This is a genomic window from Pseudomonas sp. GL-R-26, from assembly GCF_019947365.1.
Taxonomy (GTDB): domain Bacteria; phylum Pseudomonadota; class Gammaproteobacteria; order Pseudomonadales; family Pseudomonadaceae; genus Aquipseudomonas.
Map to the genome: position 1 here is coordinate 1 of NZ_JAGYGI010000009.1, position 24,216 is coordinate 24,216.

Genomic DNA, 24,216 nt, shown 5'->3' on the forward strand with positions numbered 1-24,216 from the left:
CGATAGCGGAGTGTCATTCACCGTTGATGTCGAATGACACTCCGCTATCGCGAGCAAGCTCGCTCCCACAGGGATTGCATACGCTGAGCAAACGCTGGGATAGCGAAGGAGGGGGCTCGCCGATCAGGCGGGCAGGGCGCTATCCGGCGGACGTGCGGAGTGACGCAATTTGGAGCGGCGCAGGGCCATGGGCAGGTTGACGATGCGCTTCATGCAATGCCGTCCACGGCCAGCAGCGAGGTGGCCTGGATCGAAATGTTCAGCAGGTGCTGTTCTGACGGCAAAGTACGCATGGCGCAGGTTTCCAGCGGCGGAAATCGTCGGTGGCGAGTAGAACAAGCCATCCGGGGATGGCTGGATACTAGGGAGGATTGCGGCGCGTGTAAATGTTTGATTCAGAACATCAGGTGCACACCGAGGCCGATCAACCCGCAGCCGATCAAAACCTCGATCACTCCGCGTTTGAAACGAAGCAATGCAACGCCCGCCACCATCGCGATCAGCAGCGAAGGCCAGTCCAGTTGTCCTTCGAAGCCTTTGGGCCAAAGCACGTGGTAGCCAAAGAAACACGCCAGATTGAGAATCACGCCCACCACGGCGGCGGTAATGGCCGTCAGCGGCGCGGTGAACTTGAGTTCGTTGTGCGTCGATTCCACCAATGGCCCGCCAGCGAGGATGAACAGGAACGAAGGCAGGAAAGTGAACCAGGTCACCAGCGTGGCGGCCACGGCACCGGCGACAAACGCTTGATCCGGCCCGAAGATCTGTAGCACGTAGCCGCCGATGAACCCGACGAAGGCGACGACCATGATCAACGGGCCGGGCGTGGTTTCACCGAGCGCCAGGCCGTCGATCATCTGCGTCGGCGTCAGCCATGCGTAGTGACCGACCGCGCCCTGGTAGACATACGGCAGCACCGCGTAAGCGCCGCCAAAGGTCAGCAGCGCGGCCTTGGTGAAGAACCAGGCCATCTGCGTCAGCGTGCCTTCCCAGCCGAACAGTGCGGTGAGCATGGCCATGGGCAGCGTCCACAAGATCGCACCGATAATGGCCAGGCGCGCCAGTTTCCAGCCACTGAACCGGGCGTGTTCGGGGGTTGGGGTGTCATCGTCGATCACGGCCGGGCCGAAGGACTTTTTCGCCGCGCTGTGGCCACCGGCCCTGAATTTTTCCGGTGCCAGGCGTCCGCCGAAAAAGCCGATGACCGCTGCGCCGAGCACGATCAGCGGAAACGGCATATTGAGCACGAAGATGGCCACGAAGGACGCGGCGGCGATGCCCCATAACCAGCCGTTCTTCAACGCCCGCGAGCCGATCCGGTGAGCCGCCTGCACCACGATTGCCGTGACTGCGGGCTTGATCCCGTAGAACAATCCGGCGACCACGGGCACTTCGCCAAAGGCGATGTACACCCAGGACAGTGCAATCAGGATGAACAGCGACGGCAACACAAACAGCACGCCAGCGATCACACCGCCCCAGGTCCGGTGCATCAGCCAGCCGATGTAGGTTGCCAACTGCTGAGCCTCAGGCCCGGGCAGCAACATGCAATAGTTGAGGGCATGCAGAAAGCGCCGCTCGGAGATCCAGCGCCGGCGCTCGACCAGCTCCTGATGCATGATCGAAATCTGCCCCGCCGGCCCGCCGAAACTGATGAAGCCAAGCTTGAGCCAGAACAGGAAGGCTTCGTGCAGGCTGATGGACCGGGGCTGTGGCACATCCTGTTGGGTGATCGGGGAGGGTGTGGGGCTCAAGCGAAAGTTCCTTGTGCAGAAAAGCGTTGAGCCAATGACTGTAGCTACGCCGGTGCGCGTTGCATAGCCACCTGATGCTGCGTTTCTGCCCAGCGCTCGACGGCTGAGCGGTCGCTGTCACGGGCATCGACCCAGCGTGCGCCACTCGCCACGTCTTCGCGTTTCCAGAACGGCGCGTCGGTTTTCAGGTAATCCATGATGAACGCACAGGCCTCGAAAGCGGCTTGACGATGGGGGCTGCTGACGCCGACAAACACGATCGGCTCGCTGATCGACAAGGGGCCGATCCGGTGCACGATCTCCACGGCCCGGAGTGGCCATCGAGCCCTGGCGTTGTCGATGATTGTTTGCAGCGAACGTTCGGTCATGCCCGGGTAATGCTCCAGAAACATCCCGGTGACCGCCTCTCCCTGATTGATGTCGCGCACATAGCCGACGAAGTTGACCACGGCACCCACCCCCGGATTGTTCGCCTGCAGGCTGTCGATCAGCCGGCCGATGTCGAACAATTCACGCTGGACCCGAACTGTCATGCCTCAACCCCCAGTGACCGGTGGAAAAAAGGCGATCTCGTCATAGTCCTCGATCACCCGGTCCGGATGGCACAGCTCCTGGTTCAGTGCACACATCAGGTTGTTTTCACCGAGCACATGGCTCCACAGTTCACCGCGAGCCATCAGCAATCGACGCACGTCCTCGATGGTCTTGAGGCTGTCGGTCAGGGGCAGTTTTTCACCGCCCAGGTTGAGCTGTTCGCGGTAACGGGCGAAGTAATTGATCAGGATCATTGTGCGTCCTCGAACTTGAAATGACCGGAGCGGCCACCTTGTTTACTGAGCAGCCGGATGTCGTCGATGATCATGCCGCGGTCCACTGCCTTGCACATGTCGTAGAGGGTCAACGCCGCCACGCTGACGGCGGTCAGGGCCTCAAGTTCGACCCCGGTCTGGCCCTCTACGCGGCAGGTGCCGACGATTTTCACGCTGTCCGGCGTGCAGGCCTTGAGTTCGACGTGGATCGAACTGAGCAGAAGGGTGTGGCACAGCGGGATCAGCTCATGGGTTTTCTTCGCCGCCATGATTCCGGCGATCCGCGCCACGGCAAATACATCGCCCTTGGGGTGGCCGTCGCTTTGAATCAGTTTCAGGGTTTCCGGGCGCATCCGCACCCAGGCCTGGGCCTGTGCTTCGCGCTGCGTCGGGGCTTTTTCGCTGACATCGACCATGTTGGCGCGACCCTGGTTGTCCAGGTGGGTCAGGCCATCGGGGGATGCATCTGCAATGTCTGTCATGGGAGGTTCCTGCGCTTGCCAGCGCGGTGATCGGGTGAAGGCATCATGCCGGGCTGTAAATGCGTGGTGCGTTGCGGTGGGGGACGTGAATCAGGTTGAGGCGATGTTTGATTGCCCACAGCACGGTCAGGGCGGTGGGCGTCGCCTGACAAACTGACGCGGCATTGTCGTACTCGCGAAAGTTCACACTCAGCGGTTTTTGCGCAGGGGCGTTAGTGTCGCTTCGAACATTGGCTTGTTCAACTTGGCACAACATGAAAAGAACCTCGAAGCGCTGAATTAAGTTCAGGCTACGGGTAACTTTTCAGAACGTCCAATCGCTTGTTCCGATGTGCCGATTGGTGATGTCTATCAAGCCGGGCAAACATGTCCGGTTCGGTTTTATATAAAGCCGAAACTTGATCAGTGGGTCCGGCTGAGTAACGTTCGTGCTTCGGCGAAACACTTCTCGGCAATCGCCGAACGTGGCTCGGTCTTGCGCATCACCAGGCCCAGGGGCGCGAGCACGCTGGCATCCGGCAATTCGATGAACGACAGGTGTTCGATGGGCTCTTCCAGGCCACTGTCCAGCGGCATGATCGCGCAGCAGAAACCTTCGTGAATCGCCTGCAGCAACTGGTAGGTCGAATCGCTTTCGAGGATCGGCTGCGGGTCCAGTCCGCGGCTGCGAAAGCTCAGGTCGATGGATTTGCGGTAGTGCATGCCGTTGCTGAGCATCCCCAGCGGCAGTTCGGCGGCGTCCTCCCAGCTCATTTGCGTGCCGTCGAAATGGAAGTGACGGTTGTCGTACAGTAGGCCGACGCGGGTCTCGCCGATCTCGAAACACTCGAAATAGCTCGGGTTGACGTGATCGAGGTAGCACACGCCCAGGTCCAGCTGATTGTTGCCAAGGCCCTCGATGATCTGGTCGGAACTCAAGGACGACAGGCTGTACTTGAGCTCGGGAAAGCTGCGGGACAGGCCCTGGATGCAGGTGACCGGGTTGAAGCTGCTCAGCGGCACCAGCCCCAGGCGCAAGTTACCGACGAGCTGGCCCCGGCACGCGGCGGCCTCGGCGAAGAGCCCGTCGTGGGCGGCCAGCAGGGTCCTGGCCCACGCCAGTACTCGTTCGCCGGCCTCGGTAAAACCCTCGAAGCGCTGGCCCCTGGTGACCAGCACCAGGTCCAGTTCATCCTCCAGGTTGCGCAGGCGCATCGACAGCGTGGGCTGGGTGATGTGGCAGCGCGCGGCCGCCTGGCCGAAGTGGCGGGTCTGCTCCAGGGCGATCAGGAACTTGAGTTGTTTGATGTCCATGACGGCACCTGCTGGCGGGGGAGTGAAGGGGTAAGTATTGACTCAGGTGCGCAAGACACAAGGCGAGGCAGGAATCGTGAGGTGCGGACGATCTCATTGTCTTTGATGTGCGTCCAATCACTGCTATCTAAGGGGTTATCGACGGGCTCTATCATTGATGGTGTTTCTGCTATTTTTATATTGATAGATCGGCTCGATAGTCTGGTTGGTTAGAGTGATTAGACACGGCTTTATTTATCGAATTAGTCTTCGGAAGTCATTTAAATTATATCTGCCGGAGAACTCCATGAGCGTCAAACCGGATGCATTGTTTATACCCCTGAATATTGCCGTGCTGACCGTTAGCGATACCCGTGAATATGCCAATGACACCTCCGGCCAATTACTCGTCAGCCGTTTGCTGGAAGCCGGCCACACCCTCAGCGAGCGCAACCTGCTCAAGGACGACCTGTACAAGATCCGCGCGCAGGTGGCGAACTGGATTGCCGACGACGGCATCCAGGTGGTGCTGATCACCGGCGGCACCGGCTTCACCGGCCGCGACAGCACACCCGAGGCAGTGGCCTGTTTGCTGGATAAGCAGATCGATGGCTTCGGTGAGCTGTTCCGGGCGATTTCGATCCTCGACATCGGCACCTCCACGGTGCAGAGCCGGGCACTGGCCGGGCTGGCCAATGGCACGCTGGTCTGCTGCCTGCCGGGCTCCACGGGTGCCTGCCGCACCGCCTGGGAAGGCATCCTTGCCGAGCAACTCGACGCGCGCCACCGGCCGTGCAATTTCGTACCGCACCTCAAGCCGGTGCAAGCCTGCGGGACGCGGGGATGAGCACTTCACCGCTGATGTCGGTAGAGCAAGCCATCGACCGGCTGCTGACCATGGCCGAGGCGCAGTGGATTGAAGACAGTGAAGCGGTGCCTCTGAGTGCCGCCAGGCAACGGGTGATGGCCACTGACCTGGTGGCGAGCCTCGATCTGCCGCCGTGGCCGAACAGCGCCATGGACGGCTATGCCCTGAATGTCGACGGTTGGGTCGGGGTACCGCTGAGCGTGTCGCAGCAGGTATTTGCCGGTCACGCCCCCGAAGCCCTGGCACCCGGAACCTGCGCGCGGATTTTCACCGGCGCACCGGTTCCGCAGGGTGCCAACTGCGTGGAGATGCAGGAGAACACCGAGGTGCTGGATGACGGACGTATCCGCTTCATACAGCCCCTGAGCGCGGGCAGCAACATCCGCCCGCAAGGCCAGGAGAACCGCGTCGGCGATGTGCTGCTGCGCGCCGGCAAGCGCCTCGGCCCGTTCGAATTGGCGGTCGCGGCGGCGCAGGGCTGCACCCATGTGCAGGTCGTGCGGCGACCACGGGTGGCGTTGTTGTCCACCGGCGATGAACTGGTCGAGCCGGGCACGCCACTCAAGCCCGGCAGCATCTACAACAGCAACCGAACCTTGTTGAGCCATTGGTTGAGTGCGTTGGGTTGCGAGGTCATCGATGCCGGCATTCTCCCCGATGAGCCACGGCAGACTCGGCTCAAGCTCGAACAGCTGCAACACACGGCGGACCTGATGCTCAGCACGGGCGGCGTGTCCGCCGGTGACGCCGACTGCCTCGGCCAGGTGCTGCGCGAGTGCGGCAAGCCGTTGCTGTGGAAACTCTCGATCAAACCCGGCAAGCCATTGACCGTGGGCCACTTCGGCCGCGTGCCGGTGATTGGCCTGCCGGGCAATCCGACATCGGCGCTGGTCACTTTCGGCCTGTTGGCGCGGGTTTACCTGTTGCGGATTCAGGGTGTCGAAGACGTCGAGCCTTTGAGCTTTCCGGTGAGTGTCGGTTTTGCCTGGCCCAAACCCGGAAGCCGCCGCGAGTACCTGCGGGTGAAACTCGAAGCCGGTCACGCGGTGCTCTATCCGAACCAGAGCTCAGGCGTTTTGTTGGGGGCATCCTGGGCCGATGGGCTGGTTGAGGTGCCGGAAGGCTGCACCCTGGAAATGGGCGACATGGCGCGGTTCATACCCTTCAGCGAGCTGTTCTGACACCGCCCCTGTGGGAGCGAGCCTGCTCGCGAAAAGCCGGCACATTCAACAGAGATGTTGGCAGACAGACCGCTATCGCGAGCAGGCTCGCTCCTACAGGTTTTGCGTTTGTCCTGAAAATCAGTTCAACACAAAATCCACCGGCTCCAGCTGTGGCGGCAACTCCGTCACGCCCAGCGCCGCCAGCACATCGCGCTCGATGTTGCGCACGATGGCGTCGGTGGGCAGGTCGTTTTCGTCGCGGCCGAAGGGGTCTTCCAGTTCGTCGGCAATCGCATCCAGGCCGAAAAAGGTGTAGCTGACAATCGCAGTGAAAATCGGTGTCAGCCAGCCCAGGGGTTCGGCCATGGCAAACGGCAAGAGGATGCAGAACAGGTAGATGGTGCGGTGCAGCAACAGGGTGTAGGGGAAGGGGAGCGGGGTGTTCTTGATTCGTTCACAGACGGCCTGGGCATGGGTCAGGCTGGCCAGATGGTTGGCCATGAGCGTGTAGCGCCAGTCGTTGATCGCCCCGGACTCGTTGAGTGTCGAGCACTGCTGACCGACCTGCATCAGGATCTGCCCGCTGATGTCCGTGGAGTTGCCCTTGGGCATCGGGTGCAGCCAGTCGCCACTGGCGGCCATTTCGTTTTCCTGGCGCAGGCGCGCGTTGAGGGCATGGGCGAAGCCGCAGAGGTTGCTGAGGATCGTGTGGCGTTCAGCCGTGTCCTTGATCACCAGGGTTTCACGAATCATCGAGCGGACTTCCATAATCACATCGCCCCAGGCCTTGCGCGCTTCATACCAGCGGTCGTAGCAGGCGTTGTTGCGAAAGCTCATGAAGATCGACAACGACAAACCCAGCAGCGTGAAGGGCGTGGCACTGACCTTGGAAAAGTAACTGGGGTGCAGGGTTTCGATGAGTACGATGGCCGAGGCGAGCAGCGTCACCATCAGGCTGCGCCAGGCGATGCGTTTGGCAATCGAACCCTTGAGGGACGTCAGCACGCCGATCAGGTTGGGTTTGGGTCTCACGATCATGGGTTTCAGCCGCCCGTCATGTTCATGAAGCGAACAACCTGAACATCGTCGTTCACTTCGAAGTTGTGTCGATAAGGCTTGAGTTTCATCGCCTCGATAATGGCTTTTTCCAGGCGTTCGGGCTGTCCGGGATGGCTGCGCAAGACAGCCTTGAGATCCACTGAGTGCTCATTGCCCAGGCACAGCAGCAGACGTCCTTCCACGGTCAGCCGCACCCGATTACAGGTGCCGCAAAAGTTGTGGCTGTGGGGCGAGATGAACCCCAGGCGAATCTGCGGCGCCTCGGCCAGGCGCCAGTAGCGCGACGGACCCTGGGTCGACTCGGCGGAATCAATCAAAGTGTAGCGTTCGGCGATGCGTTCGCGGACCTGGCTGCTTGCGAAAAACGATTCGGCGCGGCTGTGTTCATCGATGGTGCCCAACGGCATTTCTTCGATGAAGGAGATGTCGAGGTTACGGTCGATGGCGAAGCTCACCAGATCATTGATCTCATGGTCGTTGCGGCCTTTCATCACCACGCAATTGAGCTTGGTGTTGCGAAATCCGGCCTGGTTGGCGGCGTCGATGCCCTTGATCACCTGCGCCAGGTCACCGGTGCGGGTCAGTTCGCGAAAACGTTGCGGGTCCAGGCAGTCGAGGCTGATGTTGAGGCGCTTGACCCCGGCATCGAACAACGGCTCGGCCAGTCTGGCCAGCTGCGAACCGTTGGTGGTCATGCACAGTTCACGCAGGCCGGGCAGGGCGGCGATCTTCTCGCACAGTTGCACCACGCCCGGACGGATCAACGGCTCGCCCCCGGTCAGGCGGATCTTGCGGGTGCCCAGCGCCACGAAGCTTTCGGCAATCTGGTAAATCTCTTCCAGAGTCAGCACCCGTTGGCGCGGCAGAAACTGCATGTCCTCGGCCATGCAATATACGCAACGGAAATCGCAGCGGTCGGTGACCGACATCCGCAGATAGTCCACGCGCCGGGAGAAGCCATCGATCAAGACTCGTTCTGACATGACACCCTCGCTTGGCGCTTTTTTGTATGAAGTTTCCGTCACTGACGGACTTGTTGAGCGCAGGCTAAGAGCAACTTCAACGGGCGTCCAATCACTATTGATGACCGGCTGATCGAGCGGATCTATGATGAACTTTTTTTCGTGATTAAAAGAACTTTGATTGATTTTAAGTCATTGAAAATAAAGGTAAAAAAGCCGTGATAGAGCGTTTCGATAATGTGGTCATAAATAGCGATTAGACAATAATTAAACGACATTCATATGCTTTCTCCGCAAATCGAACAATGACCTGAATCAGGTCGAAGCCTGTGTGCATTGTCACGGAGAAGTACCATGTCTCAAGTCGACCGCTACAAACCCTATAAAGGTGCCGCCGCTGGTTGGGGTGCGCTGATCGCTGTTACCAAAAACTGGCTGGGCAGTGAAAACGCGCTGAAGAACATTCGCGCCATGCTCAAGACCAACCAGAATGGCGGGTTCGACTGCCCCGGTTGCGCCTGGGGCGAGTCGCCGGAAAACGGCATGGTCAAGTTCTGCGAGAACGGCGCCAAGGCGGTTAACTGGGAAGCCACGGGGCGTTTGGTCGACCCGGCCTTCTTCAACAAATACAGCGTCTCGGCGCTGGCCGAGCAGAGCGATTACTGGCTGGAGTATCAGGGCCGCCTGACCCACCCGATGCGTTATGACGCGGCCACCGACCGTTACGTGGAAACCACCTGGGACGAAGCGTTCGCGACGATTGCCCGGCACCTCAATGCGCTGGAATCGCCGGATCAGGCCGAGTTCTACACCTCGGGCCGGGCCAGCAACGAGGCCGCCTATCTCTATCAACTGTTCGTCCGGGCCTACGGCACCAACAACTTCCCGGACTGCTCGAACATGTGCCACGAAGCCAGCGCGGTGAGCATGATCGAAAGCCTTGGCGTGGGCAAAGGCACCGTGGTGTTTGACGACCTGGAACATGCCGACGCGATCTTCGTCATCGGCCAGAACCCCGGCACCAACCACCCGCGGATGCTTGAACCCTTGCGCGAAGCGGTCAAGCGCGGTGCGCAGGTGATCTGCATCAACCCGCTCAAGGAGCGTGGTCTGGAGCGCTTCCAGCATCCACAGCACCCGATCGAAATGCTGCTGAACGGCTCCGAGCCCACCAACACCGCGTACTTCCGCCCGGCACTGGGCGGTGACATGGCGGTCATGCGCGGCATGGTCAAGTTCCTGTTGCAGTGGGAGCGCGAAGCTCAGGTCAGCGGCGGCGAGCCGGTGTTCGACCATGCGTTCATCGCCGAACACACCTCGGGAATGGGTACCTACCTGGGCGAAGTCGACGCCACCAGTTGGGAGCACATCGAGCAGCAGTCGGGCATGACTCTGGCTGACATCGAACTCGCCGCCCGCATGTACGCCCGGTCCAAGCGGGTGATCATGTGCTGGGCGATGGGCCTGACCCAGCACACGCATTCGGTGCCGACGCTGCAGGAAGTCATCAACCTGATGCTGCTGCGTGGCAACGTCGGCCGCCCCGGCGCGGGGCTGTCGCCGGTGCGGGGTCACAGTAACGTGCAGGGCGACCGCACCATGGGCATCAACGAACTGGCGCCTGCGGATTTGCTCGATGCCCTGGAAAAACGCTTCTCCTTCAAGCCGCCGCGCGAGCATGGTCACAACACCGTGATGGCGATCGGCGCGATGGAGCAGGGGCGTTCGAAAGTGTTTATCGCCCTGGGCGGCAACTTCGCCCAGGCCACCCCCGACACGCCGCGCACCCACGCCGCGTTGCGCAAATGCGACCTCACCGTGCACATCGCCACCAAGCTCAACCGCAGCCATCTGGTCACCGGCCGTGAAGCGCTGATCCTGCCGTGCCTGGGTCGCACCGACATCGACATTCAGGCCGAAGGGCCGCAAGGCGTCACCGTGGAAGACACCTTCAGCATGATCCATATCTCCCACGGGCAACTGAAGCCGAAGTCAAAACACCTGCGCTCGGAGCCTGCGATCATTGCCGGCATCGCCGCCGCGACCCTGGGCAAGCACCCGATCGACTGGAACTGGGCCATCGGCGACTACGGCCGCATCCGCAACATGATTGCCGACACCATTCCCGGCTTCGAGGACTTCAACCGGCGCTTGCTGCATCCGGGCGGTTTCCACATGCCCAATGATGCGGCCAAGCGCATCTGGAAAACCGCCAGCGGCAAGGCCCAGTTCACCCCGAGCGTGTTGCCGGAGCACCTGATCAGCGAGGGCGTGCGCAACCTGGCGGTCAAGCCGCACCTGATCCTGCAGACCATGCGCTCCCACGATCAGTACAACACCACGCTGTACGGCCTGGATGACCGCTATCGCGGGGTGTACGGCATGCGCGACGTAGTGTTCGCCAACGAGCAGGACATTCGCCGCCTGGGTTTCGAGCCGGGGCAGAAGGTCGACCTGGTGGCGCTGTGGGACGACGAACGCGAGCGTCGGGTCAGCGGTTTCACCCTGATCGCCTACGACATTCCTGCCGGTCAGGCGGCGGCGTACTACCCCGAGACCAACCCGCTGGTGCCGCTGGAAAGTTACGGTGACCGCACCTTCACCCCGACTTCCAAGTTCATCGCCATCCGGCTGGAACAGGCGAAGGCCAGCAACCTGATTTCGACTTCCGCCGCCTGACACCGGGGGCGGCCCGATGCCGCTCGCGTAACCCTTTCGACTTGTGTTGGCTGCAGGCCCCCCGGCCTGACGGTGGCCCGGCCGTGTGCCGCCGTTTTTCAGCCGCAATGAGGATATCGACATGTTTAACCTGGAGGCACTGGACCTGGCGCGCATGCAATTCGCGTTCACGGTTTCGTTCCACATCATCTTCCCTGCCATCACCATCGGACTGGCCAGTTTCCTGGCGGTGCTCGAAGGGCTTTGGCTGAAGACCCACAACGACACCTACCGCGATCTCTACCATTTCTGGTCGAAGATCTTCGCCGTCAACTTCGGCATGGGCGTGGTCTCGGGGCTGGTCATGGCCTACGAGTTCGGCACCAACTGGAGCCGCTTCTCCGATTTCGCCGGCAGCATCACCGGGCCCTTGCTGACCTATGAAGTGCTCACGGCGTTCTTCCTCGAGGCCGGTTTCCTCGGGGTCATGCTGTTCGGCTGGAACCGGGTAGGGCGCGGCTTGCACTTCTTCTCGACGGTCATGGTCGCTATCGGCACGCTTATTTCGACCTTCTGGATTCTCGCCTCCAACAGCTGGATGCAAACGCCCCAGGGCTTCGAGATCGTCGACGGTCGGGTGATGCCGCTGGACTGGCTGGCCATCGTGTTCAACCCGTCGTTCCCGTACCGCCTTGCGCACATGGCGATTGCCGCGTTCGTGGCCACCGCCTTCTTTGTCGGCTCGTCGGCGGCGTGGCACCTGCTGCGCGGCAACGACACCAAACAGGTGCGCAAGATGCTGTCGATGGCGTTGTGGATGGCCTTGATCGTCGCGCCGATCCAGGCGGTGGTCGGTGACGCCCACGGCTTGAACACCCTGGAACATCAACCGGCGAAGATCGCGGCCATCGAAGGGCACTGGGAAAACAACGGCAATGAAGCGACGCCGCTGGTGCTGTTCGGCATCCCCGACATGCAGGCCGAGAAGACCAAATATGCCATCGAGATTCCGTACCTCGGCAGCCTGATCCTGACCCACAGCCTCGACAAGCAGATCCCGGCGCTCAAAAGCTTCCCGAAAGAGGACCGGCCGAATGCGACGGTGGTCTTCTGGAGTTTCCGCGTCATGGCCGGGCTGGGCATGTTGATGGTGCTGGCTGGCGTGCTCGGCCTGGCCCTGCGCCGCAGCGGCGCCATCTACCGCAATCGCTGGTTCCTGCGCCTGATGTTGTGGATGGGGCCAAGTGGCCTGATCGCCATGCTGGCCGGGTGGATCACCACCGAAGTCGGGCGCCAGCCGTGGGTGGTGTATGGCCTGCTGCGCACCACCGATGCCGCGTCGAATCACAGTGTCGCGCAGTTGAGCATCTCGCTGGCGCTGTTCGTGGTGATCTATTTCTCGGTGTTCACGGTGGGCATCGGCTACATGATGAAACTGGTCGGCAAAGGGCCGCAGCCGCATCACGGGCATGCCGTCGACGGGCATTCCGATCAGGTCATCACACCGCGCCGGCCGCTGTCCGCCGACGCTGAAATCCTCGAAACCGACGCCCGCGTCAATTGAAGGAAGGGAGTTGAGTCATGGGTATTCAAGGTATCGATTTATCGCTGATCTGGGGCGTGATCATCGCCTTCGGCGTGATGATGTACGTGATCATGGACGGCTTCGACCTGGGGTTGGGCATTCTGTTTCCGCTGATCCCGGATGCGAAGGAGCGCGATGTGATGATGAACACCGTGGCACCGGTCTGGGACGGTAACGAGACCTGGCTGGTACTGGGCGGCGCGGCGTTGTATGGCGCATTCCCGCTGGCCTATTCGGTGATTCTGGAGGCGTTGTACCTGCCGCTGATCCTGATGTTGTGCGGCTTGATCTTCCGCGGTGTGGCGTTCGAGTTCCGTTTCAAGGCCAGCCCTGAAAAGCGGCATGTCTGGGACATGGCGTTCATCGGCGGTTCGCTGCTGGCGACCTTCTCCCAGGGCGTGGTGATTGGTACTTACATTGCCGGCATCCCGGTGGTCGACCGCCAGTTCGCCGGTGGTTCGCTGGACTGGCTGGCACCGTTTCCGTTGTTCTGCGGAGTCGGTCTGATCGTCGCTTATGCGCTGCTCGGCAGCACCTGGTTGCTGGTCAAGACCGAAGGCATGCTCGAATCGCGCATGCGCCTGTTCACCCGGCCCCTGGCCTGGCTGCTGTTGGCGGTAATCGGCGTGATCTGCGTGTGGACGCCGATCCTGCATCCGGAAATCGCCACCCGCTGGTTCGCCCATGCGCACCTGGCGGTGTTCGGTGGCCTGGCGATACTGGCCTTGCTGGCGATGTTCGGCTTGCTCAAGACCCTGCGCCAACGCCACACCCATTGGCCGTTCGCCTTCACCCTGATGCTGGTGTTCCTGGGCTACATCGGCCTGGCATTCAGCATCTGGCCGAACATCGTGCCGCCGTCGATCAGCCTGTGGGCAGCGGCGTCACCGCCGACCAGCCAGTTGTTCATCCTGATCGGGGCGCTGTTCATTCTGCCGATCATTCTGATGTACACGGTCTGGAGCTACTACGTGTTCCGCGGCAAAGTGAGGATTGGCGATGGCTACCATTGATACGAATCAAACGGCACCCGCGCGCTGGTGCAAGCGCCTGGGATGGCTGGTGGTAATCTGGCTGGGCAGCGTGGTTGCCTTGGGTGTGGCGGCGGGGGCATTGCGGATGTTGATGCATGCGGCCGGGATGAGTAGCCACTGAGGCTCACTGCGAAAAATGAAACCCGGAGCCCATGACAGGGCTTCGGGTTCTTTGTTGGATAAGCGGTGTGATTTTCTCCAAAACGGACTTGATTCTTTAGTCTTTTTCAATGGCTCTCTATGAAGTAGGCTGAAACCCTGAGTGCGATCAGGGAAAAAAACAAAACGAACAAAATAATCACCGGAATTATCAAAAGGTTCTTGTAGTGCCTTGGAAGGCCTTTCACTTCGCTGGCATCAATAACGCCCCTTCGAGCGCTGAGCGCGGGCATCATCAATACCATGGCAATAGCGCCACCGCGCATGACCTTGCCGACCAGGCCGCCAGCCGAAAATGCGTCTTTGGTGGTTTTTACAAAAGAGCAATTGGGTAGACGTTCTTCGATTGCGTCAACGTATTTGTGTGCGATGAAGGCGACAGCGAAACAAGTCAGTATCATCGGCACCAGTATCAATCCGGCAATCAAACCTATTGGGATGCTTGTCATTTTGTCACCTCGCCGTAAAGAAACTCGCCAAATTGCTCACCGGCCCATTTTCCTGTTTCCCCTCCTGCCCATCCACCAGCGGCACCTCCAACCACACCACAGACCAGCGCACCAGGGCCTGTTGTAATGCCTAATACCAATACGCAACCGCCAGTGACCGCAATGCCACCGAGATACCCGCCAGCACTCGCTCCACCCAAACTGCCCACTAACGAGCTTCCTTCAACATACTTTGCTTTCCTGCACTGTTCTTCGCGGCCCACCGTACAAGCTTTATGAATCGACAGCCCGGTAGAGCCTACTTCAAGCGCAGTACCAATATAGGTTCCTCTTTTGATCCATTTGGCCGCGTTTGCGACACCAGACACCTTGTCAGCGTAACCCGCGATTTCTCCGTTATGTATATAGCTGTTCGTTGAAAGACCGAGAAGTCTTTTGATTGAGCCTTCATTGCGCAGACCTGATCCGAATGACGCTATGTTGCCAAGCTGCTTCTCAAGCTTCATGAATAGCGTTGTTCTTTTTGTATAGAAGGCGTCACGGTTTGTCATCGTGCCAGAGCCCGCATGTTCCCGATAAAGCTTTTCAATGTCCTGAAGCGTAGCTTTAACGGATTCGAGATGTTTGCTCCAGCCATCACTCGTGGCGCCAATCCCCATAGATGTAAAGGAGATCATTTGTTGCAGGAGTTCGAAATTTTCCAGGAAAAAGTCGTCAGCCCCCGCGCCGTTGGCCAGTAAAGCAGTGTGCACCTCGCTGGCTTTGGCCATCAGGTAGGCTTCCTGGCTGGTACAGGATGGGGTGGAGGAGTCGCCAACGATGACAAGCTCACCCGCGAGGACAATGCTGCCTGCGATATGGGCGTTGAGGATATTGAACTTGGCCTTTGAGTTTCCAGAAAGCGCAGTATTCGCTTTAAGGGAGTCAAAAGTCTGTGTTCTGGAATTGATGAACGATCGAGCTTCGGCCATGTCCTTGCCTCACGAATATTTCTTATTGCCGATTCGGTCCCATCCTCCGGTCACGTTGCCGCCAGCTGCGCCATCGCTGCGTTTCTGCTGAATGTACGTGGTTTTTATGCGGCCGTAGTTGAGCTGTACTATTTCAATGGGCACCCCGGAGCTCGCACTTTGGGCGTAGTCAGCGATGATGACTTCTTCCAGCACAACTTCGTAATACTTGATTTTGTCTGTGCCTGCCCGGCAGAGCACGAGCTTCACTTCTTTGAGATGCTGGCCTGCACAACTGGCTTCCATCAGTTTGCAACTGGCGCTGTCCAGGTATTTTGTGAAGGTGAAATTGGTCAAGGTAGTGCGACCGGATGACGCGCCGCCTGATGAGCTGGCGGTTGCGGAGGTGCTTTGATTGACGCCGAAGTTATAGCCGATGATTTCAATCCACTTGCTGTATTTCTCATCCAGCGCTTCACCAGGAATCTCAGCGATCTGAATATAACCGTCAAAAGCCATGTGTACCTCTCCTTGGTAGTCAGTCGTACAGATGAAAAATCTGACGATGAGCGGATATGACAGCTATTTTTTGTGACGGTTCCGCAGGGTGGGAAGTAGGGATCAAACCTACTAACCGCATCAGATGATCCGGTCCAGGTACGTTCTTTTCCTGAGGGCCGATAAAGCACTGCTCATCATCGCCCTCCTCGAGTTCACGCCCGATACCGTACAATTTGAAAACTCCGCAATAGCGGGGCTGTAGGTGGCCAGGGATCAATATGACTTTGCATAAAGTGCCCACATGTTCGTTTTTCGGCCGGTGAATAAACAGGTCGCGAAGATTCCAGGTTGTTTTAGCGGAATACAGCGAACGGTTACTCCAAGCTCTCCGATGGCTTGTTCAACTTTATTGTCTTCGCTGAAGGGGGCGAGAACAAAGGCGCTAAGTTTTGTGTTCTGTTTGAAGCGCTTTTTGAATTCGTCCAGAGTAGTGATCGTTGTGGTGTTGTCGGACAATTTCTTTTGTGCCGCCTCTAACATGTCTTTTTGAAGGGTGGTCAGTGTTTTCGAGATGTTATTAACGAAATTTTCAGTGTCAAGTTTCAGAAGGTTTTTGCAGTTGTTTCGACAGGAATAGGACACCACATTTTGCTCCAGTTCCTTTATGCCAATCTCGATCCGGACAGGGACGCCACGCTTGATGTGGTACCACTTTTTTTCGCCACTGTTCATGTCCCGCCAATCAACACTGGCCCGAAGGTTTTGCCCTTTCAGTTTTTTCCGACAAATTTGCTTTTGCAGTTTTTTGCAGTAGTCATGAATGGCATCTGCATTCTGTTCGTTGCGCACGATCGGGATAATGACGACCTGCGTCGGTGCCACGAGGGGCGGGAGTACTAGTCCATCATCGTCACCATGGGCCATGATCATCGCGCCGATCAGTCGCGTGGATACTCCCCAAGACGTGGTCCATGCCAGTTCTTTTATCCCTTCTTTGTTCACGAAGCGGATGTCTGAACTCTGTGCGAAGTTCTGGCCTAAAAAATGAGAAGTACCTGCTTGCAGGGCCTTGCCGTCTTGCATCATCGCTTCAATGGTGTAGGTGCTGACGGCGCCCGGAAAACGTTCCCAAGAGCACTTTTCGCCCTTGATTACTGGTATGGCCAGGTGCTCGGTAGTAAAGCGCTCATAGATATCCAACATCTTTAGCGTTTCGACCAAGGCCTCATCATGAGTTGCGTGAACGGTGTGACCTTCCTGCCATAGGAACTCCGATGAGCGCAGGAAAATCCGGGGACGCATTTCCCAGCGCAGTACGTTCGCCCATTGATTGATAAGCAAAGGCAGATCCCGATAGCTTTGTACCCATCGTGAAAAGGATGCACCGATGACCGTTTCACTGGTGGGCCTGATGATCAACGGTTCTTCTAGTGTTCCAGCGGGAGTAAGCGCTCCATCCGTTGATTTTTCGAGGCGGTGATGAGTTACAACTGCGCACTCTTTGGCAAAGCCTTCAACATGCTCGGCTTCTTTTTGAAGAAAGGATAATGGAATCAAAAGTGGAAAATATGCGTTTGAATGTCCTGTGTCTTTGATTTTCTTATCAAGTTCTCGTTGAATTTGCTCCCATATGCCATACCCCCAAGGACGGATAACCATGCAACCTCGAACTGGAGAGTTCTCAGCCATTTCCGACTGGGTAATCACTTGTTGATACCAGTCAGAAAAGTTTTCATTTCTTGTAGGTGATATTGCGTTTTTCATAGGACCCTTGCTTTGAAGTCGAAATTGTTATTCGAAATGGTGTCGTAAGGGGTAGGTATATTTATTGAGCTTTGAAATTTCAAGACTTCATGTGTGGTTTTTCATATTTCAGAAATTTCCTTCAGAAGGATCTTTCTTTTTGTAAAGTTACTCCGCTCTTCGACGTGTTCGTCGACCACAAATAGCCCCCAATGCAATCGCTTCGGGGGCTATGGCACTCACTGAGCCCCAAACATCGCCGTCCAGTAAATCCCCGCATCGCTCTTCGGATCGGTCGCATACGCCGCGCCCAGTTCGCGGAACTGCGGGTTCATCAGGTTGGCGCAGTGGCCAGGGCTGACCAGCCAGCCTTCGACCACCTTGCGGACGCTGTCCTGCCCGGCGGCGATGTTTTCGCCGATCTGCTGGAAGTTGTAGCCGGCCAGTTCTGCGCGGTCGCCCGGGGTGCGGCCATCGCGGTCCTTGTGATCGAAGTAGTTGTTGTTGGCCATGGAGCGCGAGTTGCCTTCGGCGGCGGTGGCCAGCGTGGCGTTCCAGGCCAGCGGCGCGGTCGCATTGAAAGACTGGGTGCCGCATTGACGCGGCTTGGCCCGTGCGGCGTTGAGTTCGATGAGCAGCTTCTGGCCCTCGGTCTGCCAGTCGCCCAAGTGTGAACTCAGCAGTGGCCGCGCCACGACGATGCGCCACTGATTGTCCTGGCGGCTGACGCCGACATCGACGAATTGCGGGTCGAGGACGATCTGGCAAAAACTCTCCTGGATCGCCTTCATCGCCGAGGCGGCATCGCGAGGCCCGGACAGGCTGATGGCTTGCACATTCTTCATGGGATAACCCGCAGTGGCCATGGCCTGCTGCAGATTACCGATGCTCGAGGCGGTCAGCACCAGGCGTGGGTCGGCCGACAGCGGCGGAAGCTCCGATGAAACCTGGCCGGCGCAGCGCTGCAGTTGGCTGCGGTAGACGTTGATCGATTCGATCAATTGCGCTTCGTCGGCCGCCAAGGCGTTGGCGGCGAATACCAGGCCCAGTGACACACCGACCAAACGCATTGCGGATGAAATGAAACCCATGAAAATCCCCCTTGAGCAGATTGCGCCCATGATGCGCGAAGTTGGCCGATCTAAGACAACGGATTTATCCAGAGTGTAGTGGGGTGGGCGAAATCATTTCACTACTAGACTGAATCGAACCACTCACCGAGTGACACCGACCATGCGCCTCGACTGGATCGCCACCTGCCTCGCTCTCACGTTGCTTGCCGGCCCGGTGTCCGCTACGGATCAAGCGCAAAAGCAGCAAGCGGCCGAGAACAAGGCCGAGGTGCTGGAACAGAAAGCCGCCGAGAATAAAAGCCCCGCAGCGGCGCCCAAGGCCGAAGCCATTACCCCGTCCGAAGTCCAGGCCGTCGACCCGGCGGGTGCCGCGCCGCTGGACGATGCGATCACGTGCCTGGCCCGGTCCATTTACTGGGAAGCCAAGGGCAAGGACGCCGCTGACATGGAAGCGGTGGCCAATGTGGTCATGAATCGCCTGGGCCACGAAGGCTTTCCGGACACGGTGTGCAAAGTGGTCAAGCAGGGTTCGGAGACCAGGAGTTGCCAGTTTTCCTGGTGGTGCGACGGCAAATCCGATTCGGTCCAGGAAGAGGTGCCTTACGCGATGGCCAAGGAAATCGCGCGCAAGGCCCTGAACAAGGAACTGCCGGACCGCACCCAGGGTGCCCTTTATTTCCATGATCGTACCGTCAAGCCGGATTGGGCCAGGGAATACATCAGGACCGTGGATATCGGCTTGTTCCGTTTTTACAAACCTCATGACGGATCGGCCAGGTAATAGCGGCTTTTTCGGCCAAATATTTTTTTTTTGCTGTGGTTGTGCGAGGTGTTATCGAAACTGAAATGTTTCTGTTTTATAAGCTTCATAACGAAACCGTGCGCGAATGACGCGATAAGCAGGAACTACACATGAAGCTGACGAGGGTCTGGATCAGTAATCTCGCGCCGATCACGGCGCATTCGCTGGCGTACGCTCTATGACCGTCCTGGTCACCGGTGCGGCCGGTTTCATCGGTTTTCATACGGTCCAGCGCTTGTGCCGCGAGGGGCAGGAGGTCGTCGGTATCGACAACCTCAACGACTACTACGACGTGGAACTCAAGCAGGCACGCCTCAAGGTGCTGGAGACTTTGCCGGGTTTTCGCTTCCGGAAAATGGACATCGTCGATAAACCGGCCCTGATGAGCCTGTTTCGAGAACACGCTTTTACCGAGGTGGTGCACCTGGCTGCTCAGGCCGGGGTGCGTTACTCGCTGGACAACCCGGATGTCTATGGGCAATCGAACCTGGTGGGTTTCCTCAATGTGCTCGAAGCCTGTCGACACCATCGCCCCGAGCACCTGATCTACGCCTCGAGCAGCTCGGTGTACGGTACCAACAGCAAGATGCCGTTCAGTGTCGAGGATCCTGTCGAACATCCCGTTTCGTTGTACGCCGCCACCAAGCGCTCCAATGAACTGCTGGCCGAAAGTTATTGCCATTTGTATGGCTTGAAAGCCAGTGGCCTGCGCTTTTTTACCGTCTACGGTCCGTGGGGCCGCCCGGACATGGCGCTGTTCAAGTTCACCGACGCCATCCTCAAAGACCGGCCCATCGATATTTACAACCAGGGGCAGATGTCCCGCGACTTTACCTACGTCGACGACATTGTCGAAGGTATCGCACGACTACGCCCAAAGCCACCGGTGCCGGAAGGCTCCGCCGCCGGTGTAAACAGGCTCTTCAACATCGGGCGTGGCATGCCGGTGGCGTTGCTGGATTTCGTCGAGTGCCTGGAATCAGCCCTGGATCTGCAAGCCAGGCGCAATTATCTGCCGATGCAGGCCGGTGACGTGGTCAAGACCTGGGCCGATGTCTCGGCACTGGCCGAGTGGGTGGGCTTCAGCCCGCAGGTGACGCTCGAAACTGGTGTAAGAGAATTTGTGAAGTGGTATCGGCAGTTCTATCAGATTTGAAGCGTTCGCCTCTGATCTCGAAAAATCAAAAAGGGCGAGAGAGACCCATGAGCCAAGACATTTTTGTATCCGTACTGATTCCCGCCAAAAACGAAGCGAACAACCTCAAGCCGTTGCTTGAGGAAATCCGCGTCGCATTGGCCGCTGAATCGTACGAAATCATCGTGGTCGACGATGGCAGCACTGATTCGACCCTGCAGGAACTGCGGCAGATTCGCCAAAACGGCTTGAACACCTTGCGTATCCTGCATCACGAGCGATCGCTGGGGCAGAGCACCTCGCTGTACCACGCGGCCCGTGAGGCTCGCGGGCAGTGGCTGGCGACCCTCGATGGCGACGGCCAGAACGACCCGGCGGACATTCCCGGCATGCTGGCGCTGGTGCGCGGCGAACCGGGCAAGGTCGATGTGCAACTGGTCGCCGGGCACCGGGTCAATCGCCGCGACACCGCGAGCAAACGCTACGCCTCGCGGTTCGCCAACAACCTGCGCCGGCGCCTGCTCAAGGACGCCACCCCGGACACCGGTTGCGGCCTGAAGTTGATCGAGCGCGCGGCGTTCTTGCGCCTGCCGTACTTCGACCACATGCATCGCTACATTCCGGCGCTGATCCAGCGCCATAACGGGCGCATGATCGTGCACCCGGTCAACCACCGGCCGCGCACGGCCGGGGTCTCGAAATACGGCAACATCGACCGCGCGCTGGTCGGCATTCTCGATTTGATCGGTGTCTGGTGGCTGATCAAGCGCACGCGCCTGAATACTCACGCCCAGGAGCTCGAAGGATGATGTTGTCTCGTGAAACCCTGTGGCTGCTGGTCGGCTTTGCCGGGCAGGTTGCCTTTACCGGGCGGTTTGTCTTGCAGTGGTTGTACAGCGAGTACAAGAAACGCAGCGTGATCCCGACCAACTTCTGGTACCTGAGCATCGTCGGCAGCACCTTGTTGCTTGCCTACGCCATCTACCGCCAGGACCCGGTGTTCATCGCCGGGCAGGCCTTTGGCTCCATCGTCTATTTCCGCAACCTGCAATTGATTGCCAAAAGCAGAAGCGTAAAGGAATAAGTAATGCGTAGATCGTTGTCGCCCAGGGTCGAGTGCCTGGGCCTGATGCTGCTTGCCCTGTTGCTGATCGGCGCGGGCATGGGCCTGCGCCAGGCACAGAATGTGGACGAAGAGCGTTTCCTCGGCGTCGCACTGGAGATGCTGCAGAACGGCTCGTGGCTGATCCCGCACCGGGCCGCCGAAATCTATGGCGACAAGCCGCCGATTTTCATGTGGACGGTGGCGTTCTTCACCTGGTTGACCGGCAAGCCCAACATCGCCCTGTATATCCCGGGGCTGTTTTCGGCGGTGACGGTCACGGCGATGGTCTATGACCTGGGCCGTCGCCTGTGGACCCAGCGTACCGGGCGCAACGCCGCGTTGTTGTACCTGGCGACCTACCAGACCTACAGCATTTTGCGCACCGGGCAGATCGACAGCCTTTTGATTCTGTTCACCTCCCTGGGCCTGTACGGTCTGGCGCGGCACCTGCTGCTGGGACCTGCGTGGCGCTGGTTTTACGCGGGTTGTGCGGCCATGGGCATTGGCGTGATCACCAAAGGCGTGGGTTTCCTGCCGGCGCTGTTGCTGATTCCTTACGCCTATGCGGTGCGCAAAGGCTGGCCCGGCGTGGTGGCCATGCCCGGCGAGGCGCGCAAGTGGTTGCTCGGGTTTGCGCTGATGCTTGGCGCCATCGCGATCTGGCTGTTGCCCCTGGCCTTGTCCATCATCGTCAATGGCAGCGCCGACGAAGTGGCTTATGCGCGGGAGATCCTCCTGCACCAGACCGCAGGCCGCTATGCCGCTGCGTGGCATCACCGCGAACCGTTCTGGTATTTCTTCACCAACGTGATTCCGCAGTACTGGCTGCCGTTGGTGCTGGTGCTGCCATGGCTGGTGCCGGCCTGGCGCCGGCAGTTGCAAAAACGAGATGGCCGGGTGTTGGTCTTGCTCGGTTGGGTGGTGCTGGTGGTGCTGTTTTTCTGCATCAGCACGGGCAAGCGCAAGTTGTACATCTACCCGGCGCTGCCTGGTCTGGTGCTGGTCGCCGCGCCGTTGATCCCGTGGCTGCTCAAGCGCTGGTTCAAACGCCACCCGCGTTTGCGCCGGGTGTTCCCGGCACTGGTAGCGACCTGGTTCGCGCTGTGGTTCGCCCGTGGTTTCATCGAACCGCTCAAGGAAGGCACCAACATTGATCAGGTGCTCATGGCGCAGGCTGCGACCATGACCCAAGGCGCCGATCTGGTGCTGGTCAGTTGGGAGGAAGGGCACTGGTTGTTTGCCCGTCAACCGATCGTGCATTTCGGCATGGATTACTCCTCCATCGAGAAGGCTGCGCAGTATCTGCGCGAACACCCCAAGGCCTACGCTTTGGTGCCGGATGACGTACTGAACCAGTGCTTCAAACCCGAAACGGCCCGTGAACTGGGGGAAAACTCCCGGGCGAACTGGTCGATCGTGGGCGCGGATGCCGACAACGGCAAATGCCTGCCGCAAGAGGCCGGCAAAGCCTATCGGTTCACCTGGAATGACCCGCATATGCCAGCACCGCCGGCGCAGGTGGCTAATCCCTGAGGGCAAAAAAAGGGCCGCTTGAACAAGCGGCCCTTTCTCTTCGTTCGTCGCCTGTCACTGACTGGCATCCAGCACCACGCGGTAGCGTGCCTTGCCGCTGCGCAAATGATCGATGGCTTCATTGATCCGGCTCATGGGAAACATCTCGACCTGCGGCAGGATCTGATGGCGGGCGCAGAACTCCAGCATCATCGCGGTGTTGGCCGGTGAGCCGACCGGCGAGGCGGACAAGACTTTTTGCTGGGGAATCAGGTTGAATACGTGCACCGGTATGGCATCGGGCACGACGCCGACAAAGTGCAGGCGACCCTTGCCGCGCAGGGTGGCGAGCATGGCGGTCCAGTCGAGGTTGGCGTTGGCGGTGACCAGGAGAAAGTCCAGGGTGCCGGCAATGGCATTGAGCGCATCGGTATCGGTCGAGGCGACCACCTTGTGCGCGCCCAGGCGCTTGGCTTCGTCCTGCTTGCTCAGCGATGAGGTGAACGCCGTGACTTCGCAGCCCCAGGCGTTGAGGAAGCGTAGCGCCAGGTGACCGAGGCCGCCGATACCCACCACGCCGACCCGGTCGGTGGGCTTGATGCCGAATTCCACCAGCGGGTTGAACACGGTCGAACCGGCACAGAACAACGGCCCGGCCATCGCCGGATCGAGCCCGGTCGGGATCGGCAGGGCCCAGGCCCAGTGCGAACGAATGCGGTCGGCAAAACCTCCGTTGCTGCCGATGATGGTCGGTTGCACGGTGCGACACAGGTTATGCGAGCCTTCGATGCACGATGTGCAATGCATGCAGCTGCCCTTGTACCAACCGATGCCCACCCGTTGCCCCATTTCCAGGCCGCGAACCTGGTCGCCCAACCGCACGATACGGCCGACCACCTCGTGGCCGGGAATGAACGGGTAGTGGCTGATGCCCCAGTCGTTGTCGATCAGCGACTGGTCGGAGTGGCAGACGCCGCAATATTCCACGGCGACTTCCACCTCATCGCTTCCCAACGGGCCGGGATCGTAGCTAAAGGGTTCCAGTGGTGCGCCCGCTGCGGTGGCGGCCCAGCCGGTAAAGGTGGTGAGTTCGCTGCTGTCGCTCATGGGATACCTCCAGATCAGAAGTCAGGGGTCTTGG

At 59.2% G+C, this 24,216-nt stretch carries 24 protein-coding genes and 1 pseudogene; 11 read left to right on the plus strand and 14 right to left on the minus strand.

The window, feature by feature from the left end; translation table 11 throughout:
- Positions 1-395 precede the first annotated feature (395 nt).
- The 6 genes and pseudogenes from chrA to KGA96_RS11235 all read right to left on the minus strand — a co-directional run bounded on the left by chrA (position 396) and on the right by KGA96_RS11235 (position 4,338).
- Positions 396-1,754, minus strand: a complete 1,359-nt coding sequence (gene chrA / locus KGA96_RS11210; protein WP_223466710.1) for a chromate efflux transporter — start codon at positions 1,752-1,754, stop codon at positions 396-398.
- A 44-nt stretch (positions 1,755-1,798) separates the two neighbouring features.
- A complete protein-coding gene (gene moaE / locus KGA96_RS11215) occupies positions 1,799-2,287 on the minus strand; it encodes a molybdopterin synthase catalytic subunit MoaE (RefSeq protein WP_046044029.1) in 489 nt (162 codons plus the stop codon).
- A gap of 3 nt (positions 2,288-2,290) precedes the next feature.
- The gene (moaD, locus tag KGA96_RS11220; RefSeq protein ID WP_046044028.1) at positions 2,291-2,542 is read right to left on the minus strand and encodes a molybdopterin converting factor subunit 1; all 252 of its coding nucleotides are present in this window, start codon (positions 2,540-2,542) and stop codon (positions 2,291-2,293) included.
- Positions 2,539-3,045, minus strand: a complete 507-nt coding sequence (gene moaC / locus KGA96_RS11225; RefSeq protein ID WP_046044027.1) for a cyclic pyranopterin monophosphate synthase MoaC — start codon at positions 3,043-3,045, stop codon at positions 2,539-2,541. The genes moaD and moaC overlap by 4 nt, the downstream gene beginning before the upstream one ends.
- A gap of 43 nt (positions 3,046-3,088) precedes the next feature.
- Positions 3,089-3,199: pseudogene (locus KGA96_RS11230) on the minus strand (sulfurtransferase FdhD); the annotation flags it as partial.
- Positions 3,200-3,447: 248 nt separating this feature from the next.
- Positions 3,448-4,338 carry a LysR family transcriptional regulator gene (locus tag KGA96_RS11235; RefSeq protein ID WP_046044025.1) on the minus strand — a complete coding sequence of 297 codons (891 nt, stop codon included), beginning with the start codon at positions 4,336-4,338 and terminating at the stop codon, positions 3,448-3,450.
- 286 nt (positions 4,339-4,624) lie between these two features.
- On the opposite strand from KGA96_RS11235, the gene moaB reads away from it, so the two are divergent.
- Both moaB and glp read left to right on the plus strand, forming a co-directional pair.
- On the plus strand, positions 4,625-5,164 hold the full coding sequence (gene moaB / locus KGA96_RS11240; RefSeq protein WP_007976036.1) for a molybdenum cofactor biosynthesis protein B: 540 nt from the start codon (positions 4,625-4,627) through the stop codon (positions 5,162-5,164).
- Positions 5,161-6,366, plus strand: a complete 1,206-nt coding sequence (gene glp / locus KGA96_RS11245; RefSeq protein ID WP_223512821.1) for a gephyrin-like molybdotransferase Glp — start codon at positions 5,161-5,163, stop codon at positions 6,364-6,366. Before moaB ends, glp begins: the two co-directional genes overlap by 4 nt.
- Before the next feature lie 120 nt (positions 6,367-6,486).
- On the opposite strand, the gene KGA96_RS11250 is transcribed toward glp, so the two are convergent.
- Complete coding sequence (locus KGA96_RS11250; protein WP_223512824.1) at positions 6,487-7,386, minus strand: bestrophin family protein; 900 nt, start codon at positions 7,384-7,386, stop codon at positions 6,487-6,489.
- A gap of 5 nt (positions 7,387-7,391) precedes the next feature.
- Entirely contained in the window at positions 7,392-8,390 is a 999-nt protein-coding gene (gene moaA, locus KGA96_RS11255) for a GTP 3',8-cyclase MoaA (protein ID WP_046037404.1), read from the minus strand.
- Positions 8,391-8,723: 333 nt separating this feature from the next.
- Between moaA and KGA96_RS11260 the strand changes: the two genes are divergently transcribed.
- The 4 genes from KGA96_RS11260 to KGA96_RS11275 all read left to right on the plus strand — a co-directional run bounded on the left by KGA96_RS11260 (position 8,724) and on the right by KGA96_RS11275 (position 13,767).
- The gene (locus KGA96_RS11260) at positions 8,724-11,048 is read left to right on the plus strand and encodes an FdhF/YdeP family oxidoreductase (protein ID WP_046037403.1); all 2,325 of its coding nucleotides are present in this window, start codon (positions 8,724-8,726) and stop codon (positions 11,046-11,048) included.
- A 121-nt stretch (positions 11,049-11,169) separates the two neighbouring features.
- Entirely contained in the window at positions 11,170-12,591 is a 1,422-nt protein-coding gene (locus KGA96_RS11265) for a cytochrome ubiquinol oxidase subunit I (RefSeq protein ID WP_223466702.1), read from the plus strand.
- A gap of 17 nt (positions 12,592-12,608) precedes the next feature.
- Complete coding sequence (gene cydB / locus KGA96_RS11270) at positions 12,609-13,625, plus strand: cytochrome d ubiquinol oxidase subunit II (RefSeq protein ID WP_046037400.1); 1,017 nt, start codon at positions 12,609-12,611, stop codon at positions 13,623-13,625.
- Positions 13,612-13,767 (plus strand): DUF2474 domain-containing protein, encoded by a 156-nt coding sequence (locus KGA96_RS11275; RefSeq protein WP_223512827.1) that lies wholly within the window; start codon positions 13,612-13,614, stop codon positions 13,765-13,767. Before cydB ends, KGA96_RS11275 begins: the two co-directional genes overlap by 14 nt.
- Positions 13,768-13,873: 106 nt before the next feature.
- Here KGA96_RS11275 and KGA96_RS11280 read toward each other — a convergent pair whose 3' ends face one another.
- From KGA96_RS11280 to KGA96_RS11300, 5 genes are all read right to left on the minus strand, one after another.
- Positions 13,874-14,254 carry a hypothetical protein gene (locus KGA96_RS11280; protein WP_046037398.1) on the minus strand — a complete coding sequence of 127 codons (381 nt, stop codon included), beginning with the start codon at positions 14,252-14,254 and terminating at the stop codon, positions 13,874-13,876.
- The gene (locus KGA96_RS11285; protein ID WP_046037396.1) at positions 14,251-15,225 is read right to left on the minus strand and encodes a hypothetical protein; all 975 of its coding nucleotides are present in this window, start codon (positions 15,223-15,225) and stop codon (positions 14,251-14,253) included. Before KGA96_RS11285 ends, KGA96_RS11280 begins: the two co-directional genes overlap by 4 nt.
- A gap of 9 nt (positions 15,226-15,234) precedes the next feature.
- Positions 15,235-15,723: an Hcp family type VI secretion system effector gene (locus KGA96_RS11290; protein WP_046037395.1), complete on the minus strand. Its 489-nt coding sequence runs from the start codon at positions 15,721-15,723 to the stop codon at positions 15,235-15,237.
- Positions 15,724-15,978: 255 nt separating this feature from the next.
- Positions 15,979-17,469 (minus strand): proline--tRNA ligase, encoded by a 1,491-nt coding sequence (gene proS / locus KGA96_RS11295; protein ID WP_223512829.1) that lies wholly within the window; start codon positions 17,467-17,469, stop codon positions 15,979-15,981.
- A gap of 218 nt (positions 17,470-17,687) precedes the next feature.
- A complete protein-coding gene (locus KGA96_RS11300; RefSeq protein WP_046037393.1) occupies positions 17,688-18,539 on the minus strand; it encodes a CAP domain-containing protein in 852 nt (283 codons plus the stop codon).
- 142 nt (positions 18,540-18,681) lie between these two features.
- Between KGA96_RS11300 and KGA96_RS11305 the strand changes: the two genes are divergently transcribed.
- The 5 genes from KGA96_RS11305 to KGA96_RS11325 all read left to right on the plus strand — a co-directional run bounded on the left by KGA96_RS11305 (position 18,682) and on the right by KGA96_RS11325 (position 23,096).
- Entirely contained in the window at positions 18,682-19,302 is a 621-nt protein-coding gene (locus tag KGA96_RS11305) for a cell wall hydrolase (RefSeq protein WP_046037392.1), read from the plus strand.
- A gap of 199 nt (positions 19,303-19,501) precedes the next feature.
- Positions 19,502-20,479, plus strand: a complete 978-nt coding sequence (locus KGA96_RS11310; RefSeq protein WP_223512838.1) for an NAD-dependent epimerase — start codon at positions 19,502-19,504, stop codon at positions 20,477-20,479.
- Between the two features lie 47 nt (positions 20,480-20,526).
- The gene (locus KGA96_RS11315; RefSeq protein WP_046037390.1) at positions 20,527-21,267 is read left to right on the plus strand and encodes a glycosyltransferase family 2 protein; all 741 of its coding nucleotides are present in this window, start codon (positions 20,527-20,529) and stop codon (positions 21,265-21,267) included.
- Positions 21,264-21,542, plus strand: coding sequence for a lipid-A-disaccharide synthase N-terminal domain-containing protein (locus KGA96_RS11320; protein ID WP_008001918.1), 279 nt, complete (start codon positions 21,264-21,266; stop codon positions 21,540-21,542). Before KGA96_RS11315 ends, KGA96_RS11320 begins: the two co-directional genes overlap by 4 nt.
- 3 nt (positions 21,543-21,545) lie before the next feature.
- Positions 21,546-23,096 carry an ArnT family glycosyltransferase gene (locus tag KGA96_RS11325; RefSeq protein ID WP_223512840.1) on the plus strand — a complete coding sequence of 517 codons (1,551 nt, stop codon included), beginning with the start codon at positions 21,546-21,548 and terminating at the stop codon, positions 23,094-23,096.
- 54 nt (positions 23,097-23,150) lie between these two features.
- Here the strand turns inward: KGA96_RS11325 and ahr are convergent, their stop codons facing one another.
- Complete coding sequence (ahr, locus tag KGA96_RS11330) at positions 23,151-24,182, minus strand: NADPH-dependent aldehyde reductase Ahr (protein ID WP_046037386.1); 1,032 nt, start codon at positions 24,180-24,182, stop codon at positions 23,151-23,153.
- Positions 24,183-24,216: the final 34 nt, after the last annotated feature.